The organism is Collinsella aerofaciens ATCC 25986 (assembly GCF_964237925.1).
Taxonomy (GTDB): domain Bacteria; phylum Actinomycetota; class Coriobacteriia; order Coriobacteriales; family Coriobacteriaceae; genus Collinsella; species Collinsella aerofaciens_BJ.
On sequence record NZ_CAXSKI010000007.1, the window covers coordinates 115,660 to 134,592 of the forward strand.

The following is an 18,933-nucleotide window of genomic DNA, read 5'->3' on the forward strand; positions in this document are numbered from 1 at the left end:
CAGCGCAGATGGCAGATTCCACCACCGATTACAACAATCTAGATCCTTTGGGTGACGAGGCGGCGGTTGTCGATGAGGTCGATGCCGCCGTCTCGGGCGCTCGCAAAAAGCCGCGCGCTGTCGATATGGTGCCCGAAGAGCCCGACGCGATGGCGCCGGACGAGGAATACCAGCTCACGCCGGCGGGTCGTCGCGAACGCATCGGGCAGATTGTTCGCTTGGTCAAAAAGTACCGTGTGTGGGATAACCTCACGCCGGTTCGCTTGCGCCGCCTGCTCGAGGAGCTCGGCCCCATGTTCGTCAAGATGGGGCAGATTCTGGCCAACCGGTCCGAGATTCTGCCGCAGCGCTTTTGCGATGAGCTGCGCCGTCTGCGTTCCGACGTGGAGCCGGTGCCGTACGAGGTAGTGCTTCGCTGCTTGGAAGAGGAATACGGCCTGCGCCTGGGGGAGATGTTCGACGCGATCGACCCCAATCCGCTTGGTAGCGCATCGCTCGCGCAGGTGCACCGCGCCCGCCTGGTGACCGGCGAGGACGTGGCCGTTAAGGTGCAGCGCCCCGGTGCGCAGCAGGTTATGGCACAGGACATCGATATCATCCGCTCGGTGGTGCGCATTGTTTCCAAGTTCGTCAACACCGATCAATTCGTTGACCTGCACGGCGTAGTCGAGGAGTTGTGGACCTCGTTTCGCGAGGAGACCAACTTTTTGGCCGAGGCCAAAAACCTCAACGACTTCTACGAGTTCCATAAGAGCGTTCATGGCGTGACGTGCCCTAAATCCTATCTGGACCTGTGCACCGAGCACGTGGTGGTTATGGACTACGTCGACGGCATTTCGATCGCCGATCCTGAACGCTTGGTGGCCGAGGGCTATGACTTGGAAAAGATCGGTGCCGCAATCGTCGAGGACTACTCGACGCAGGTGCTCGATGACGGCTTTTTCCATGCCGACCCGCATGCGGGAAACATCATCCTCAAGGACGGCATCGTTTACTTTATCGACTTGGGCATGGTCGGACGCATGTCGAGCCACGACCGCGGTATCGTCAAGGATATGATCTTTGCCGTGGCCGAGGGCGACGTGCCAAAGCTCAAGGATTCGCTCATGCGCTTCGCCGTGACGCGTGGCGACTCGGCTGAGCTCGATCATTCGGCCTTTTTGTCCGATCTTGACTTTATCGTGGCTGACTTTGCGGGCCTTGACCTGAAGGATCTGGATATCGGCGAGTTTTTGACCTCGCTGTTAAACCTCGCGCGCAAGAATGATGTTGAGCTGCCGAGCGTGGTGACGATGTTCGCCCGCGGCATGGTGACGCTCGAGGGCCTGTTGACCGAGTACATGCCCAACGTCAACATGATCCAGATCATCCAGACGCACATCAAAAACGAGAAGAGCACCTACGCCCGCATGCGCGAGATGAGCCGCGACTTTGCAGCGAGCAGCTATCGCGCGGCAAAAGGCTCGCTCGAGGCGGCCGAGTATCTGGGCTTGGCGTCGCGCATGCTCACGCGCGGCCAGCTTAAGGTAAACACGCAGATCATGAGCAGCGATAAGGCGCTGCGACAGCTGGGCGGAATCATCGACCGCATGTCGATGGCGATTGTGATCGCCGGTCTGTTTATCGGTTCGTCGGTGGTGTACTATGCACGCATCGAGCCGGTTGTGTTTGGTATCCCAGTCATTGGCTTTATAGGCTACGTGAGCGCGCTGGTGCTGGCGCTTATGCTGGGTCGCAATATCTGGCTCAACAGCCACGGCGGCAAGCACTAGAGGCTGCGACCGTCACCGCATTCTCCTATCGCAAACAATAGCTTTTACCTTGGGCTTCGCCTGCGTGCGAGGCCCTTTTGCGTGATACCATTTTGACGGTAATAATCGATGGCCTAGATGGTGGTGCGGAGACGCACGAATGCGCGGTTATCCTGCGCATTTGGGAGAATCGGGGTGCAAGTCCCCGGCTGTACCAGTAACCGTAATTCCTCTTGGCTCGGGATGCTCGCGTCGCAGATCGGACGACGTGCCCGAGTCGTTAAGGTTAAGTCGGATCGCCTCCCGTCTTGCATGCGGCTGCGGCTTTTGCCGCCGGTGTGCATAGGGCTCTGGAGGGAAGGGGGTCCCCGATGGGGGAACTCGAGCGCAACATGCGCGATGACGTGGGGCAGTCTCAAGGCAACGCTCCAAGTACAGACAGTAGGAGACAAATGGATATGTTTGAGGACGAGCGCCAGCGCGTCTCGCATCGCCGTGGCGCAATTGCGCGCGGCGTAGCCAAGCGCGGCCTGGTGGCATTCCTGGCCTTCGCGATGGCCTTCAGCACCACGCCGGCTCAGCTGTGGGCCGAGGGCGCCGAGGGCATTGCCGAGGCTGTGGCTCAGGCTACGACGCCGGGCGAGGACGCAGCGCTTGCGGGCGGTGCCGCTGAGCAGAGCGGCGCCGAGGTTTCGGATTCTGGGAGCGCGCCTGCAGCTAGTGCCGCCGCATCAAAGGCAGCAACTGGCGACGAAGGCTCGGCGACGGGGGAGAGCCCTGCCGCGAGCGAGCAGTCTTCAGCGGCATCCGCTGGCCAAGCAGGATCTGCCGCCGCGGCTGCCGTTCAGACAGAGAACCCGACAGAAACCGGCGATGTCGCCAAGAAGCAAGTCGAGGTCTCGTTCTCGATTATCGGCACCGATGCCGACGGCAAGGCTCAGACCTGGGTGGCACCCACGCAGCTCAAGCTCGACGAGGGCGCGACGGCTGCGGATGCCTTCGTTAAGCTGCAGCAGAAGACGGGCTTCAAGGCAGACTACGATCCGAACACGGCATACGGTTTCTACCTCAAAAGCATCACATCCCCGAGCGATGGCCGTACGCTTGCCTTCGATCCGACGACTTATGCCTTCTGGCAGCTGTTCGTCGACGGTGCGTCTTCCTCGGTTGGCGCGAGCAGCGTTAAGCTCACCCAGGGGCAGAAGGTTGAGTTTGCCTATACGGCTGGTAGCTCGTCCCCTGTCGTTAAGGACCAGGTTGCCGCAAATGTGACCGTCATTGGTCGCGATGCCCAGGGCAAGACTCAGACTTGGGTCGATAACGCGCAGTATGTGGTGACGTCCGGTTCGAGCGCACTTGACCTTACGAAGGTCGCGCTTGAGGCGAATGACATCGACGCCGTTGCTGCTGGCTCCTTCATTCTGAGCCTTAAGTACAACGGTGTTGAGCTGGGTACGCCCCAAGATTATTCGACCTATTGGCAGCTGTTCATCAACGGCAAGTCGAGCGACTACACGGCAGACAATGTCACCATTCATGCTGGCGATACCGTTACGTGGTTCTACGGTGGCTGGGGCGATAAGTTGCCGTCCGATTCCGTCCATGCTTCCGTTCAGGTCCTTGGTAAGGACAAGGACGGCAAGCAGCAGGTTTGGGCTTCGACGGGCCAGACGAGTCTCAAGGCGGGCTCTACTGCCAAGGATCTCCTTGAGCAGACCGGTCTTACTCTCGATGCTGGCGAATCGTCTTGGGGCTGGTTCCTCAACGGCATTACTTCGCCGTTCGATAGTAAGTCCTATGGCTGGGATGCTGCGACTAATAGCTATTGGCGCTTCTATGTAAATGGCAAGTTCGCCGACGTTGGCGCCGGTGCCTATGAGCTCCAAGAGGGCGATGCCGTCACCTTTATGTATGGTGCTGACGCCGATGCCCTTCCTGGCCAGGTTCTTGGCTCTGTCGATGTTATCGGTCCCGATGTCAACGGCAACAATACTCGCTGGGGCTCGGCAAGCAATGTTTCTTTGCTCGAAGGCTCTACTGCCCAGAACCTTATTGAGACGGTCCTGAAGGCCAAGGGCGTTACGTACAACGGCTCCCAGAGTGGTGAGTACTGGTTCCTCAATTCCATCAACTCGCCGTTCGATCACAAGCCGTATGCCTGGGATGCTGCGACCAATAAATATTGGCACCTGTATATCAACGGAGAGCCCTCCTTACTCTGCGCCAATCAGATTACGCTCAAGAGCGGCGATAAGGTTACGCTTGCCTATACCACCGACGATTCGGCCATGCCCGATCCCGACAAGATTGTCGTGGACCCGAGTGCGACGACTCCTGATTGGGATGCCGAGTGGGCCGGCTACGGCAACAGTGGCAACGGTTCGACCGTAACGGATGCCAAGACGCCTGCGCAGGCCGCCGGTCTTAAGTGGGCCTTCGATTGGAAGGCCGAGTCTGGTCAGCAGTATGCCAACTGCAGCGAGCCTGTCATTGCTAACGGCTTTGTGTACATCGCGACCGAGAACGAGCTCATTAAGATCGATTCGTCCACGGGCAAAAAGGTTGCCTCTGCGCCGCTTGCCTCCAAGGTGAGCTATACCTCTCGTCCGATCTATACCAATGGCCTTATCATCGTTCCGCTCAACGGCGGTGCGGTCCAGGCGATTACTGCAGACAAGCTGATCTGCAAGTGGCTGACGCCTGGTTTGACGGACTTGACGCAGAACTCCTGCACCGTCGTTTCGGACGGCGAGTACGTCTATGTTGGCACGGTCGATATTTCGTATGACGAGAACTACAACGCGACTTACGGCAACGGCTCCCTTAAGCGCATCAAGATTGCCACGGGCGAAGTCTCTTGGCAGAACATTGACGCCTCCGAGGGATATTACTGGACTGGTGCGGCTTTGACGGACAAGTATGCCATCGTTCCTACGAGCGCGGGCACGCTTAAGTGCATTGATAAGACGACGGGCGATGTCGTTTCGACCATGAAGCTCGGCGCTCTCGCGAACGCCGACTGTGTCGCCGATCCGTCCAATGGTTCGACCTTCTATCAGATGACGCACGACGGAAAGCTCCATGTGATTTCGCTTTCGGCGAAGGGCGTGCTGAGTGAACAGAAGACGGTTGATCTGGGCCTTACGAATAATCTGAGCGCCCCTGCGGTGTCTGGTGACAATCTGATTGTCGGCGGACAGACGGCTACTGGCTCTGCTCTGGTTCTCTATAACCTGAAGACGGGTAAGACCACGATGGTCGCTGCTGCCGACGGCAAGGCGCTGCCGGCTGGCCTCAACGGTATTGCTGCTACTCCGCTGGTGAGTGTTCAGGGCGGCAAGACCTATGTGTACTTCACCGTTAACAGCGCGGATAGCAAGGATTACGTCAACTACTCTGCTGGTGGTGGCGTGTATCGCTATACGCTCGGCGATGCAGAGGCGACGCAGATTTATGATGCGGCTGGCCATTACCAGTACTGTGACTCTCCGGTCATTGCCGATGCTTCTGGCAATCTCTACTACATTAATGATTCGGGCACGCTGTTTAAACTTGGAGCTATCGAGTCTTGGACGGTTGCCTTTAACTCCAACGGCGGGTCTGCTTGCGACACTAAGTTTGTTGCTACGGCCGATGGCAAGCTGGTCAAGCCGGCCGATCCGACGCGCGATGGCTACACTTTTGGCGGTTGGTATACCGATGAGGCTTGCACGCAGGCGTATGACTTCAGTACGCCGGTGACGGCCGATCTGACGCTGTATGCCAAGTGGACCAAGAATGCCGTTAACCCTGGCGGCAATGGTGGTTCTGGCTCCAATGGCGGCAATGGTGGCGCTGGCAACGGTTCCGGTGCTGGCGCTGGCACGGGTTCCGGCTCCGGCACGAAGGGCCAGCAGGCTGGCGGCGCTGTCGCCCCGGGTCAGAAGCCGGTGACCAAGACGACGGTGTCGACCAAGACCGAGACCAAGGACAACAAGTCCAGCAAGAAGGACTCCGATAAGTCCGATAAGAAGGACGAGAAGAAGTCTGACAAGAAGTCTGACAGGAAGGACGGCAAGTCCGACAAGAAGTCCGATTCCAAGTCCGATACGGGTGCTGTTTCCACGACCACTGCTAAGAAGTCCTCTAGTGCTTCCGAGCAGGAGACTGGCACCAATCCGCTCGCCATCGTTGGCATCGCCGCCGGCGTGATTGGCCTCGCCATCGTCGGCGTGTTCGTGTTCACCAAACGTCGGTAGGTGAGGGTTGTGTCCAATAAATCCAAGGACGCTGACCCCAAGCAACCAGATTCCTCGTTCATTCAGTTCGACGATGCAAAGCAACAGGGCGCCGCTTTGGCGGCGTCCGCCTCTCGTCGCAAGGCGCTCCTTGGCGTTCTTGCTGCCGCGTGCACCATTCTGATCGTCGTCTCGCTGGGCTTCGTTCATCCTTCCGAGAGCGGCGCCTGGTCCATTGACTGGATCGTTCAGACCGTGACGGGGGAGAGCGTCGTCGCCAAGGACACCAAGGGGTCTGGCTCGTCTGCCGCTTCGGGCGAGGCTAGTTCCAAGGATTCCAAATCTTCGAATGATGCAAAAGACGAGCCCAAGGGTTCGAACGACGCCAAGGACGATTCCGAGTCTTCAAACAAGGAATCGGACAAAAACTCGGATAGCAAGAAGTCCGAGGACCGGGGCGGCAAGAAGTCTGGCGATAAATCCGCTGCCCAAAATACGGGAGCCGGTGATACTTCCAATGTGTCTGGCGGTGCTTCTTCGGGAGGCGGTCAGTCGTCTGATGGAGCCTCCAGCTCCTATGGCGGAAGTGCTCCCTCGGGCGGACAGGGCGGCTCACAGGAGTCCAGCTACGTTACGGTGACGGTTTCGGTCACATCGAGCGCTGTGGGCAATCCTGTGTCCTCTGGCGGCACCTTTACCTTTAACGAAGGCGCTACCGTTTACGATGCCCTGTGCGCGCTGGGCCTTTCTGTCAACGCACACGGCTCATCGTACGGCACGTATGTTTCTGCGATTGGTGGTTTGGCCGAGAAACAGTACGGCGGCACGAGCGGCTGGATGTATTCCGTCAACGGCACAACGCCCATGACGGCCTGTAGTAACTACGTTCTCTCAAACGGCGACAACGTAGTCTGGTATTACGTTACAGACTAGAGGCCTCGACATAGCGCGCCAGACGGGCGGTTCGGACCAACATCCGAGCCGCCCGTTTTTCATGCGAATGGGACTGGATCGCCGGGTCTCTCGGCAAACAAAAAAACCGGTTGGAACGGGAATTCCAACCGGTTATACATTCAAGCAAATAGTGAATCGACTACGACCGTGCGCCCTCGAGGAAGAAGCGGCGGCTGAAGTAGTTGTACCAGGTGACGAGGAATGTGGCGATGGCCTTCATGGCCTGGTAGCCGATGCTCAAAAACGTGACGCCCACAAACATGTACAGGTCGTTGAGGCCCAGGCCGATCACCGACAGGATGGTGAAGATCGTGAACTCGCGCTTGCGGCTCATGCCTTCGCGGTGGTCGAACACGTACTTCATGCTGAGCCAGTAGTTGACCACGACGGACGTGATAAACGAAACCGTGGTGCTCATCAAAAAGTCGAGGTGGAACAGCTCGACGAGCGCAATGAGCATGCCCCAGTCGATGCCAAAGGAGATAAGACCCACGACGGCAAACTTGAGGAACTGCTTGGTATGAGGTTGTGCCAGCGCCTTGCGCACGTAATCACATCCAATGCGTTGATGAATCGAGCAGAGGATACTTTAGAGCTTTTACAAGGGAAACGTAAGGTCTTTGCCAAGAACTATATGAACTCGCCAAATTTTCAAGAGCTAATCCGCAAACGTTGAAAATTTGCCCGTAAACGAGCGACACCCACGGACGATACTGCGCTGAGTGCGCGTCGTCCGTGGGCGCCGTAATGCTACAGGGGTTTCGAGCTATTTTGTCTCGTCGCCCTCCAGGAAGATTTTTCGGGTCACAAAGTTGTAGACCATGACAAGCGCGGTGGCACAGATCTTGGCGATATTGGCCTCGAGTCCCAGGCCGGCGTTGAGCGCCAGCACGATGCCATCGTTGAGCACCAAACCGATCACGGACAGCACGACAAAGATGATGAACTCGCGGCGGCGGCTCATGCCTTCCTTGTGCGCAAACACGTATTTCATGCTTGCGAGGTAGTTAAAGATGAGTGAGATGATAAAGCCGCTGGTGTTGGCGATTAGGATGTTGAGGCCCAGACCGTAGTGGAGCAGATTCATAATGCCAAAGTCGATAACCGTGGCAATGACACCGACGACGCCAAATTTCATAATCTGCGCAAGGAGCTTTTGCATGGTACCTGCCTTAAGCTGGCGCCGAAGCGCCGCGGGGATGACAAACTTAGCAAGTTTAGCCAATCCCCGCGGGTGGTGCTAGGCGCGCTCCTCGATAGCACCGTTTCTATATGCATCGAGCAGCTGGCGCAGGTCCTGGATCTGGCTGCGAATCTTGGCGCCAGTATCGGTGTCGCTCACCATGCGGCGACGGTCTGCTTGGTCAAAACGGTTGGTCTCGCTCTCGATGTCCACGTTGCGCGTGAGTGCCTCGGCAACCGTCGTAAAGGCCCGGTGCGACTTGAGGCGGCAGCCGCGCGAGCTCGAGATGAGCGTATAGCCGGCGATACCCGTCTTGGGATGGTAAGCGCGGCAGAAGCCGCCATCGATGACCAGTAGCTTGCCCTCGGCGCGGATGGGCTGCTCACCCTTGGTGGTTTTAACGGGCGTGTGGCCGTTGATGATGTGGCCGGTCGGCGAGCATGCCATGGCCGCGACGCCAAACTCGCGCATGATGTCATCGCAGACCGAGGGCGACTTGGTAAGCGTAAAGTACGGGTCCATCGGCTCGACCCAGGTGCTCTTATCGGCGATATAGGCGCGCTCAAAGGTACGCACCAGGCGTCCGCTGGCGGGTGAGTTAAAGCCAATCCACAGGTACCACATCCAGTCGAGGGCGTCGCGGTCGCCCACGCGCCAGGCGCGGCGGGCGATGTGGTCGCAAAAATCGAGATAATCGCGCCCGGCGTGCCAGGTGCCCAGACAGTTCATGCTGCTAAAGGTGCCGTCTTCGTTGAGCGGAACGCAGCCGTGGAAGAGCAGGTTGCCGTTGGCGACCTTGTACATCGAGCCGTGGGAATAGAGGAAATCGATATGGCGATGCAGGTGATCGGCGGTGACAAACTCGGACACGAGCTTGTCGATGATGTGCTGCTCCTGGGGCGTGAGCGTATAGGGGTCTGCCGGGTCGACGGTAGGGAAGTCGTTGGTCGTGAGCGGCCACACGCTGCCATCGGCGAGCGTGACCGTGCCGGTGTCGTGGTCAATCTTGTCGAGCAGCAGGCGGTCGGTCATGTCGAACTCGGGGTGACGCTGGATAATCTGGCCCTCAAGCTTAAAGAGCAGCACGTTGATGGCCTTGATCAGCGGGGTGATGGACTCACCGGCGGTATAGGTGGCGTCTGCGAAGGCGACAAGCTCACGCAGCGAGATGCCGTAGTCGTTCTCGAGGATCTCGTAATTGTCGTAACGCAGGTTGTTGCGCAGCACCGTGGCGATGCATGCAGGCTCACCGGCCGCAGCGCCCATCCACAGCAGGTCGTGGTTGCCCCACTGGATGTCGAGCGAATGATAGGTGAGCAGGCGGTCCATAATCTTGGCAGCGCCGCCGCCACGGTCGAAGATATCGCCCACCAGGTGCAGGTGGTCGACGGCCAGGCGCTTGATGAGCGAAGCGAGCGACTCGATAAAGTCGTCGGCGCTGGCGGTCTCCAGGATGGACTCCACGATGCGCTCGTGATAGCGCACGCGATAGTTGTTCTCGTCCGGGTGCGTGTGCAACAACTCGTCGATGATATAGGCGTAGTCGCGCGGGATGGCCTTACGCACCTTGGAGCGCGTGTAGCGGCTTGAAAGCGAGCGAGCGACCATGATGAGCTGGTCAAGCATCGTCTTGTACCAAGTTGGCGAGTCCTCGCGCTGTCTGCGGACCAGCTCAATCTTCTCGCGCGGGTAGTAAATGAGCGTGCACAGCTCGCCCTTTTCGTCAAAGGAGAGCGTGTCGCCAAAAATCTCGTCGACATGCTCGCGCACGACGCCCGAGCAGTTGTTGAGGATGTGCATAAAGGCTTCGTACTCGCCGTGCACGTCGCTCATAAAATGCTCGGTGCCCTTGGGTAGGTTGAGGATGGCCGAGAGGTTGATAATCTCGGTAAATGCGGATTGTTCGGTGGGGAACTGTCTCGACAGCAGGCGCAGATACTTGAAGTCTTGCGGGTTGCGACCGAATGCGACCATGAAACACCTTCCGATGGGGCTGGTAAAACTGATAAACGGCGTCAAACGTTTATCAGTATGCGCCGCTTTTGTTTCGATTTTGCGCCAGCGGCTGAATTGTCGGCTGAACGGTTTGGTAAATCGATTTAGTTGAGGTAGATATGGCGGTTGAGTGGAGACGACAGAGGGTGTTTTCTCAGATATTTATGCGTGGGGTCGGTGGAGACGATGGTGGTAAAGATGTTCGCTATTTTTGGTTCGATTTGGTAAATAGTGGACATATGTACCGTATGTAGGCTCACTGTGCGATAATTTGCGCAGCAATACGTAAGGAGCCTCATATGAGTGATTTTGTCCTGACCTGTGAATCTGCCGCCGACCGAACTCGGGAGTTCTTTGACTCGCGCAATATTCCTGTCGCGTATTTTCATTACGAGATCGACGATGTTGTCTATACGGACGATCTGTATCAGTCGATTACGCCGGACAAGTTTTTTGCCCAGATTGCCGCGGGCGCCATGCCCAAGACGTCTCAGGTGAGCGTGGGTGAGTACGAGGAGTTTTGGGAGCCGTTTGTTGCCGAGGGTAAAGACGTGCTGCACCTGACGTTGTCGTCGGGTATTTCGGGCACGTATGGATCGGCCTGCGTCGCGGCGCAGATGCTTGCGGATCGCTATCCCGAGGGCGGCAAGGTGCGCGTCATCGATTCGCTGGCGGCGTCTTCGGGCTTTGGCCTGTTGCTGGAATATGCCGCCGACGTGCGCGATAGCGGGGCTTCACTCGACGAGACGGCTGCCTGGATCGAGGAGCACAAACTCAACCTGCACCACTGGTTCTTCTCGACCGATCTGTCGAGCTACCTACGAGGCGGTCGCATTTCGGCTGCGAGCGCGATCATCGGCACGGCGCTTAAGATTTGCCCGCTTATGACGGTCGATTGCGACGGCAAGCTGTCGCCACGTGAGAAGATTCGCACTAAGAAGCGCGCGATTTCCGAGATGGCTAAGACCATGATGGCACACGTGCAGGACGGTGCGGATTATTCGGGTAAGTGCATCATGTCGCACTCGGCGTGCCGCGAGGATGCCGAGGCAGTTGCGGCGCTGATTGAGGAACAGGTTCCGCAGCTTAAAGGCAAGATTGAGATCAATGACATCGGTACTCTGATTGGCTCGCATACCGGACCTGGTACGGTGGCGCTCTTCTTTATGGGCGACAAGCGCGTGGATTAATTTGCCCCATCACGTCGCTGCATGTTTGTTCAAGCGAAAACGGCCCGCCTCACGTTTGTGGGGCGGGCCTTGCTGTTGCGGCTAGCGTTTCTTTCCGCGGAAGAAGAAGCCGTGCAGTGATGGCTTGAGGCCGCGATTGGCGCGATGCTCCTCGACGCGCTCGTGGATCGAAGCGACGCGCTCGATGACTTCGTCGGGAATCGGCACGTCGGGATTCATGTTCTCGACTTGGCTGACCTCGGCGGCGGCGACCTGGTCGATAATGGGCACATCGTCGCGCGAGATGACAGGTGTGGCGTCTTCCTTCATCTTGCGATAACGCTGCATCATGTCGGTCTGTAGCTGCTGGGCCGAAGGCGGCGTCCAGATGATGGCGTTGGCTCCGGCGGCGATGGTTTCACGGATGCTCTCGGGCGTCTTGCCGCCCGGTGCGATGAGCGGCAGGTTGGGATAGTGCTCGCGCAGCTCGCGTAGGACCTGGGGCGTGTTCTTGCCGGCGGCGATGTTGAGAATCTTGGCTCCGGCGCGCACCTTGGCGTGAGCATCGTCGTCGCAGCGAACGACCGTGGCGATGACGGGGATGTCGGCGATGTTGGTGATGTGCTCGACCATCTCGGCAGTGGCGGGGGAGTTGACCACGCAGCCCGCCGCGCCCTGCATCTCGGAGACGGCTGCCATCTGCACGGAGCGCTTACCGGTCGTAGTTCCGCCGCCCACGCCTACAAAGACCGGGCACTCGGCGACGGTCAGCAGCGCTTGCGTAATGGCGGGCTGCGGCGTGAAAGGGTAGACCGCAAAAACGGCATCGGCGTTGGAGTTGCGGATAACCGCGACATCGGTGGTGTAAATGAGCGACTTGATGCGGCGGCCGAAGAGCGTGAAGCCGCTGGCCTCCTCGATCTCGTCGGGCATGCGAAGAGCAGCCTTGCGCAGACGTCCGTCGATGGGCAGGGGCTCCATGGGGAGCAGTCCGTTGGGGGTCACGGCTACCTGGGGCTCGGTGAACTCGTCTGCGAGCTCGACCTCGGAGAAATCGACCGAGGCGACGATGTCCTTGTGAACCTCGGCGGGTACATCGATGGGAGCTTGGTCGTTTGCCGCGGCAGGCGTGTCGAAGGAGCTGGTGCCGACAAAGGCGTCGACGCGTTCGTTTAGGTCGTTGAGGGTATCCATGGAGGCTCGATTCTATGCGATGGTGGCCGGCGCGATGCAGCCGGAATTGCGAATGCTAAATCGTTTGACGAGTTGATTTTTCCCCGCCGCACCATCCGTTAGACCGAAGGGCGGGAGAACGTGAAGGAGCTGTGGTGGCGAGGATCGAGGTGCTATCTTGAAAGTCCCGTTTAAAAGAGAGGTGACGCGGTATGGAATTGACAGCAATGTTTGGCTCGATTGGCCTGTGCGTGGGCGCAATCGTTGCCGCCGCGGTCATCTACTTTGTGGTCACGGCCATTAAGGGCAAAAGGGCCGAACGCAAGGAGCGCGCGATGCTTAAACAGCATCGCGACCAGCAGGGCAAACGCGCACAGAGATAGCTTGTTGAGTTTTTGATCCGTGCGCTAGCTGCGTTTTCGGATCAGGGCAATGTAGAAGCCCTCAAAATCGCGGCTAGGCGGAATGGTCAGCGTGCCGGGCATACCGTTGGCGATGGCCGAGACATGGCCGGCGGCGATGGCCTCGGTGAGGGCGTTGCACTCGATATGCGGCTCCTCGCCGGCATCCTGGGCGCGACGCGCTTCACTTTCGCTCGGTGTGCCGTCGAGGGGGATAAGCTCGCAATCCATGTGCTTGTCGAGGGCCTCTTGCAGGGCGTCCTCGTTTTCCTGCGGCATGATCGAACAGGTGGAATAGACGAGCGTGCCGCCCGGTTTGAGGGCTCCCATGGCGCGGTCCAGAAGCGCGCGCTGCGAGCGGGCGCACTTGACGAGCAGCTGCTCGGTGAGGCCGCGCAGGCTTTTCTCGTTGCCACTGATGACGGTGCCCGTGCCGGTGCAGGGAGCGTCGAGCAGGATGCGGTCAAAGCGGAAGAACTCGTCGAGCTCGCGTGCGTCGATGCGCATGACGGGCACGTTTTTGGCACCTTGGCGGTGGAGGTTGGACTCAAGCTTTTCGGCGCGGGGAATGCTCATCTCGCAGGCCGTGAGGTGTGCCTGGCCCTGGGTGAGGGCGGCGATCTGCGTCGTCTTGCCGCCAGGGGCTGCGCACATGTCCAGGATGTCCTCGCCTGCCTGGGCGCCCAACACCAAAGGCGGCATCATGGACGACAGGCTCTGTAGGTAGATCTTGCCGTCGCGGTAGATGTCGAGGTCCCATAGGTCGGAAACCTGGGCCTCGGGCAGGATAAAGGCGTCCGGATACCAAGCGACGGGGTTGTGGGCGATGCCGGCGGCACCGAGCGCCGCAGCGATGTCCTCGGCGGTCGCCTTGAGCGTGTTGGCGCGCAGCGTGACCGGGCGTGTGGCCGCGGCGCCGAAGCCCTCGATCATGAGCTCGGCATCGGCGGGCGCATAGGCGCCGGCGACCGTGTCGACCATAAAGCGCGGCAGGTCGGCGGCGCAGGGAAGGGCGGCAAGCTGGTCGGAAAGCTCGGTAGCGGCAAACTGCCTGAGCTTGAGCTCGGGCTTAACCTGCTTTTTCTGCTTACGACGACGCTGCTTGGACATCCGTCTTTCCTTCCACCTAAATGATTATTCTGGGACGGGGATTAAATAATCATTCCATGACTCCCGTCACAAAAAGACTGTACTGTGGCGCCCGGGAATGATTTTTTAATCCCCGTCCCAGAATAATCATTCCCGGGCGCGTTGCTACTAGCGTGCTTTAGTACTGGCTCTCGTGCTTGCTGAAGAAGTCGAAGCGCGGGGGCAGCGGCTTCACGCGGTGGTCGCCGGGCTTCTCGCCCAGGCTCTCTACGAACTCGTCCGTGGAGGCAAAGATGTTATCCCAGCTAAAGAAGGCGACCGGATCGACGTCGAAGTACTCGCAGATGAGTTCGCAGCCGGCCGGGACGATACCGTGCATCAGGACGGTCGCCACGCGCAGCTCGGTAAAGGCATCAACCAGGGCCTGCGTCATCGCTGCGTTTGCTTCGTCGCCCTCGAGCTTGTTGGCGGCCTTGGAGGCGTCGCTCCAGCGCTTGTTGGCGGCGCGCAGGTAGTCGTCGCACACGGCAAGCGCGCGGTGCGTCTCGAACTTGTACATGGCCTGCTCAAAGGCAAGAGCTGCCTGCTCGGCAGCCTCGACCACGGCGGCAGAGGCGGCACCGGCGGGGATGCAGCCGTTGCGATAGGGGCTCTCGTCGCCTTCCTTGACGGCGACGCCGTAGAAGCAGCTGCGGGCCAGACGGTTGAATACGCCGGTCAAAAGGGCGCTCTCCTTAAGGGCCGGATCGATAACGCGCTTGTCGTCGCAGGCGCGCACCTCGTTGCCGTCCTTGTCCTTGCCGGTCACACGCGTGTCGTATGCCTTGGGGCTAAAGCTCACCGGCTTTTCGGACAGGCCGAGCGACAGCCAGTGCGCGCGCATCTGCTCGCAGGTGTAGTGGTTGAGTAGGTCGTCTGCCGGCGGGGGAGGCGTCTGCGAGGACGAGCTGGCCTTTTTGCCCATGTAGAGCAGGTGGTAGCAGGCGCTGACGGTGCTCTGCGTGAGGTCCCAGCCCAGGGCCTCCCACATGGCGGTCTGCGCGATGCAGTAGAAGTAGATGTTGTCCTGACCGATAAACTGGTAGATCTGTGCGTCGTCCGAGCACCACCAGTCGCGCCAGTCGAGCGAGCTGTGCTGGTAGGTGGGCGCGGGCACCTGTGTGGAGTCGGCAGCGGGCTCGCCCATGAGGGCGGCATCCTGGGCGGCGACGCCCTCGGTCACGCCGGCGGCCTTGGCATCGCGCGCGAGCACGGTACGCGTATAGCTGATGGGCGCCCACAGGCTCTCTGGCCAGCACCAGCAGGTGACGTCGGAAACGCCGCCGACCTGGGGCACCGGAACGCCCCAGTCGATGTTGCCGGTGATGCGGAAAGGCACGAGCGCTTTGCCGCTGCGGAAGCGCACGCCGCCGTTGGCGAGCACCGCATGGGCGTCGTCGCGCTCCTTCCAGCTGGGGAAGGTGACGGTAAAGCTGCTCTTGTTTCCCTCGGGCTCCAGCACGGTGTGCTCGGGCAGCTGGTCCTCGACGGCATCGAAGGCCTCGCGGAACTTGTTTTGGATATAGAGCTGGGCCGGCAGCAGCCACTCCTCCATGGTCTTGGAGACCACGGAACGAACCTGCGGGTTCTGGGCGAGCTTGGCGGTGTAGGTCTTCATAAAGTCGAGGTAGGCCGGCAGGTCGAAGTAGAGGTTGTCGACCGGGCGCAGCTCGGGCACCTCGCCGGTGAGCTGGCTCTTGGGTGCGATGAGCTCCTCGGGCTCAAACTGGTGACCCAGGTCGCACTCGTCGGCATAAGCCTTCTCGGACTTGCAGCCCTGGATGGGGCAGCGGCCGATCACTTGGCGGCCGTTGAGGAACGTGCCGGCCTTGGCGTCGTAGAACTGCAGCGTGGAGCGCTTGGAGATGGTGCCCTGCTCATGCAGGCGCTCGATAATCTCGGCGGTCACTTCGTTGTGAATCTGCGCAGCCGGCTCAAGGCCCGAGCCGCCGTAGATATCGCAGCTGATGTTGTAGTTGTTGAGGGTCGCGGCCTGGCGGGAGTGATTGGACTCGACGTACTCGTTAATGGACTTGTCGTAGCCCTCGTTCTCCTTGAGCTTGCGGTAGCTCTCCATGATGGGCGAGCCGTAGCAGTCGGTGCCCGAGGTGAAGATGACGTTCTCGCGGCCCAGACGGTCGCGCAGGAAGCGGGCGAAGAAGTCGGCAGGGACAAAGACGCCGCCGACGTGGCCAAAGTGAAGGCCCTTGTTGCCGTAGGGCTCGCCGGCGGTAACGATGGCGCGGCGAGGCCAGCTGGGACGGTCGTTCATGGAGTATTTGGATGCCATGGGACTCCTTCGCATATGGTGAGAGCGCGGCCGGGCGCAAGGCCTGGCGACGCGGTGGTCAATTCGTGCATATCGTTCGACATTATCGCACATGCGGACGGGTACGTGGCAGGGGCGCTATCCTAAGATGCTATGAATGAGATTTCCAACATACATGCGTTTGAAGACGAGGATTTTCTGCACGCTTGCTTTGTGTGGGGGATGGTCGTAGTCGGCGTGTTTGCCGTGTGCTTGGTGCCGGTGTTTATGTTGCTGGGTGGGCCTGCAGACTTGGATGCGGCTGACGCGGGCGGCTGGATGGCTGTCGTGGGCTGGATAGTCGGCTTGGCTGCGATCTCAATGGCGTCGTTCGCCGTGCACGAGCTGGTGCACGGTGTGTTTTTTAAGCTGCTGGCGCCTGCGGGCGCGAAGGTGACCTTTGGGGCGAATCGCGAGACGGCGATGATCTATGCCTGCGCCGAGGGCGTTGTGTATTCGCGCCGGCGGTACATGGCGGTTTGCCTGGCGCCGACGGTTGTTGTGACGGCGGCGCTTGCCCTGGGGTTTGCGTTTTCGGGCTATCCGCTGCTGTGCTACCTGGCGGCCGGCTTGCATTTGTCGGGCTGTGTGGGCGACTGGTATTACGTGCGGACCATTTTGCGCGACCGCCGCATTGTCGCCTGCGAGGATACGTCCTTTGGCGTGCGCTTTTTCGGGTGAGGAGATGTCGATGAAGCCGTTGTTGCTGCATGCGTGCTGTGCGCCGTGCTCTCTTGAGCCGGTCCGCCTGCTGCGCGAGGAAGGGTTTGAGCCCACAATCTGCTGGACAAACCCCAATATTCAGCCGCACGATGAATGGCAGCGGCGTTTGGACGAGCTGCGCCGGTGGTGTGCCGATGGCGACATCGAGCTTATCGAGGCGGGGGAGGACCGGGAGCGCTGGGAGGCCGGCGTGGCCCCGCTGGGCGCCGATCGAGCCCGTCGCTGTCGCTCATGCTATGCCCTGCGTCTGGCCGAGGCGTGCCGTGTGGCCCAGGAGCGCGGGTTTGAGTTTGTGGGCACGACGCTCGCCGTCTCGCCGTACCAGTTGTTCGAAACCTGCAATGATGTGTTGGAGCGTCTGGCTGCTGCCCGCGGTCTCACTCCGGTGATTCGCGATTTTCGCACGTATTACCCCGAGGCGACACGTCGTTCGCGCGAGCTGGGCATGTATCGGCAGAACTACTGCGGCTGCCGTTTCTCGGCCGTCGAGGCGGCCATGGACCGCGCCCGCATCCGCGACGAGCGCAAAGCCGCCAAAAAGTAGTTCACTTGGGACGTCAGCCTGCTAGGATGTAGAGCGGACTTTAGCTATATAAGGAGAATCCGACGTGTCTATGCGTACCGATGATTTTGACTATAACCTGCCCGAAGAGCTCATCGCCCAGGCGCCTGCCGAGCCGCGCGACTCCTGCCGCCTGCTGGTGGTTGATCGCAAAGGCTCCGAGACAGGAACGCCGTTAGGGCATGGCGGCACCGTCGAGCACCGCATCTTCCGTGACATCATCGACTATATCGAGCCGGGCGACGTGCTCGTCATCAACCAGACGCGCGTGATGCCGGCCCGTCTTATCGGTCGCAAGACGGGCTCGGGCGGCGTGGTCGAGACGTTGCTGCTCAAGCGCCGCGAGGATGTTGACCCGCTGGGCCATGTTTGGGAGTGCTTGGTCAAGCCGGGTAAGCGCCTGAAGCCCGGTGCTCAGATTGAGTATCGCGCCGGTGGCGCTCATGCGCCCGAGGGGGCTCCCGTGGTGCTGACGGCCGAGGTCGTCGACTTTGTCACCGATAGTCGCGGCGGCCGCCTGGTGCGTTTTGAGCCGGCCGGTTGCAATGCCGCCGGCGAGCCGCGCACGCTTGACGAGGCCATCCATGCTGCCGGTCACGTGCCGCTGCCGCCCTACATTACCGATTACGAGGGCGATCCCGAGAAATATCAGACCGTGTACGCCATGAAGGAGGAGCACTCGGCTGCCGCTCCCACGGCGGGCCTGCATTTTACTCCTGAGCTCATGGCCGCTATCGAGGCCAAGGGTGCCAAGTTTGCCGCCGTCGAGCTCGAGGTGGGCATCGATACCTTCCGCTTGGTGGAGGAGGACGACCCCACGCAGCACGTCATGCACACCGAGCGCTACCACGTGTCGCAGGAGGTTGTCGACGCCGTGCATAAGGCCAAGGCCGAGGGTCATCGTGTGATCGCCGTCGGCACTACCGCGGTGCGCTCGCTCGAGAGCGCGTTTGACACGGACGCGCCGGTGTCCGATCCGGCCGTGACGGCGCGCTATTTTGAAGGCCGCGAGGACGGGGCCGATACGCTTGGCCGCGGTGACATCGTGGTGCGCGAGAACGCCACGACGCAGCTTTACCTCATGCCCGGCTCGACCTATCACGTGGTCGACGCGCTGATCACGAACTTCCATGTGCCGCGCTCCACGCTCATGATGCTCGTGAGCGCGCTTGCCACCCGCGACCAGATCATGGATGCCTACGCCGCTGCCATCGAAGAACGTTATCGCTTCTTCAGCTTTGGCGACGCGATGCTCATTTGTTAGTTACGCGGTTCTACGAACCGCGTAACTACTCGACGCTGCGCGGGCCGCATTTGGACAATCTGACGTTCAACTTCAAGGGCGCGACCAGAAGGTCAGCGCCCTTTC

Annotated in this window: 14 protein-coding genes; 8 read left to right on the top strand and 6 right to left on the bottom strand. The window is 60.0% G+C overall.

Translation table 11 applies throughout. From position 1 onward, the window contains the following. Positions 1 to 8: 8 nt before the first annotated feature. The 3 genes from ACESWY_RS04980 (at position 9) to ACESWY_RS04990 (ending at position 6,901) form a co-directional block, all read left to right on the top strand. On the top strand, positions 9 to 1,772 hold the full coding sequence (locus ACESWY_RS04980) for an ABC1 kinase family protein (RefSeq protein ID WP_373093100.1): 1,764 nt from the start codon (positions 9 to 11) through the stop codon (positions 1,770 to 1,772). Positions 1,773 to 2,203: 431 nt separating this feature from the next. Further along, entirely contained in the window at positions 2,204 to 5,989 is a 3,786-nt protein-coding gene (locus tag ACESWY_RS04985) for a DUF4430 domain-containing protein (protein WP_373093099.1), read from the top strand. Between the two features lie 9 nt (positions 5,990 to 5,998). Then, the gene (locus tag ACESWY_RS04990; RefSeq protein WP_238022430.1) at positions 5,999 to 6,901 is read left to right on the top strand and encodes a DUF4430 domain-containing protein; all 903 of its coding nucleotides are present in this window, start codon (positions 5,999 to 6,001) and stop codon (positions 6,899 to 6,901) included. Between the two features lie 160 nt (positions 6,902 to 7,061). Here ACESWY_RS04990 and ACESWY_RS04995 read toward each other — a convergent pair whose 3' ends face one another. The 3 genes from ACESWY_RS04995 to ACESWY_RS05005 form a co-directional block, all read right to left on the bottom strand. Next, the gene (locus ACESWY_RS04995; RefSeq protein WP_022095123.1) at positions 7,062 to 7,469 is read right to left on the bottom strand and encodes a GtrA family protein; all 408 of its coding nucleotides are present in this window, start codon (positions 7,467 to 7,469) and stop codon (positions 7,062 to 7,064) included. 219 nt (positions 7,470 to 7,688) lie between these two features. Then, positions 7,689 to 8,084, bottom strand: a complete 396-nt coding sequence (locus ACESWY_RS05000; protein ID WP_022095122.1) for a GtrA family protein — start codon at positions 8,082 to 8,084, stop codon at positions 7,689 to 7,691. 78 nt (positions 8,085 to 8,162) lie between these two features. Then, positions 8,163 to 10,079 carry a fructose-1,6-bisphosphatase gene (locus ACESWY_RS05005; RefSeq protein WP_238022431.1) on the bottom strand — a complete coding sequence of 639 codons (1,917 nt, stop codon included), beginning with the start codon at positions 10,077 to 10,079 and terminating at the stop codon, positions 8,163 to 8,165. A gap of 320 nt (positions 10,080 to 10,399) precedes the next feature. Here ACESWY_RS05005 and ACESWY_RS05010 point away from each other — a divergent pair, with 320 nt between their 5' ends. Next, positions 10,400 to 11,290, top strand: a complete 891-nt coding sequence (locus ACESWY_RS05010; RefSeq protein ID WP_195625250.1) for a DegV family protein — start codon at positions 10,400 to 10,402, stop codon at positions 11,288 to 11,290. 81 nt (positions 11,291 to 11,371) lie between these two features. Here ACESWY_RS05010 and ACESWY_RS05015 read toward each other — a convergent pair whose 3' ends face one another. Then, complete coding sequence (locus ACESWY_RS05015; RefSeq protein ID WP_152068286.1) at positions 11,372 to 12,463, bottom strand: beta/alpha barrel domain-containing protein; 1,092 nt, start codon at positions 12,461 to 12,463, stop codon at positions 11,372 to 11,374. Positions 12,464 to 12,654: 191 nt separating this feature from the next. Here ACESWY_RS05015 and ACESWY_RS05020 point away from each other — a divergent pair, with 191 nt between their 5' ends. Continuing rightward, positions 12,655 to 12,825, top strand: a complete 171-nt coding sequence (locus tag ACESWY_RS05020; RefSeq protein ID WP_006235403.1) for a hypothetical protein — start codon at positions 12,655 to 12,657, stop codon at positions 12,823 to 12,825. A gap of 24 nt (positions 12,826 to 12,849) precedes the next feature. Here the strand turns inward: ACESWY_RS05020 and ACESWY_RS05025 are convergent, their stop codons facing one another. Both ACESWY_RS05025 and ACESWY_RS05030 read right to left on the bottom strand, forming a co-directional pair. After that, complete coding sequence (locus ACESWY_RS05025) at positions 12,850 to 13,953, bottom strand: RsmB/NOP family class I SAM-dependent RNA methyltransferase (RefSeq protein ID WP_138112892.1); 1,104 nt, start codon at positions 13,951 to 13,953, stop codon at positions 12,850 to 12,852. Positions 13,954 to 14,110: 157 nt separating this feature from the next. Beyond that, positions 14,111 to 16,261: a class I tRNA ligase family protein gene (locus ACESWY_RS05030; RefSeq protein WP_373093098.1), complete on the bottom strand. Its 2,151-nt coding sequence runs from the start codon at positions 16,259 to 16,261 to the stop codon at positions 14,111 to 14,113. Positions 16,262 to 16,393: 132 nt separating this feature from the next. On the opposite strand from ACESWY_RS05030, the gene ACESWY_RS05035 reads away from it, so the two are divergent. From ACESWY_RS05035 to queA, 3 genes are all read left to right on the top strand, one after another. After that, positions 16,394 to 16,960, top strand: a complete 567-nt coding sequence (locus ACESWY_RS05035; protein ID WP_138375224.1) for a DUF3267 domain-containing protein — start codon at positions 16,394 to 16,396, stop codon at positions 16,958 to 16,960. Positions 16,961 to 16,970: 10 nt separating this feature from the next. Next, positions 16,971 to 17,546: an epoxyqueuosine reductase QueH gene (locus ACESWY_RS05040; RefSeq protein ID WP_138375223.1), complete on the top strand. Its 576-nt coding sequence runs from the start codon at positions 16,971 to 16,973 to the stop codon at positions 17,544 to 17,546. 70 nt (positions 17,547 to 17,616) lie between these two features. After that, positions 17,617 to 18,828, top strand: coding sequence for a tRNA preQ1(34) S-adenosylmethionine ribosyltransferase-isomerase QueA (queA, locus tag ACESWY_RS05045; RefSeq protein ID WP_138375229.1), 1,212 nt, complete (start codon positions 17,617 to 17,619; stop codon positions 18,826 to 18,828). The last annotated feature ends 105 nt before the right edge of the window (positions 18,829 to 18,933 follow it).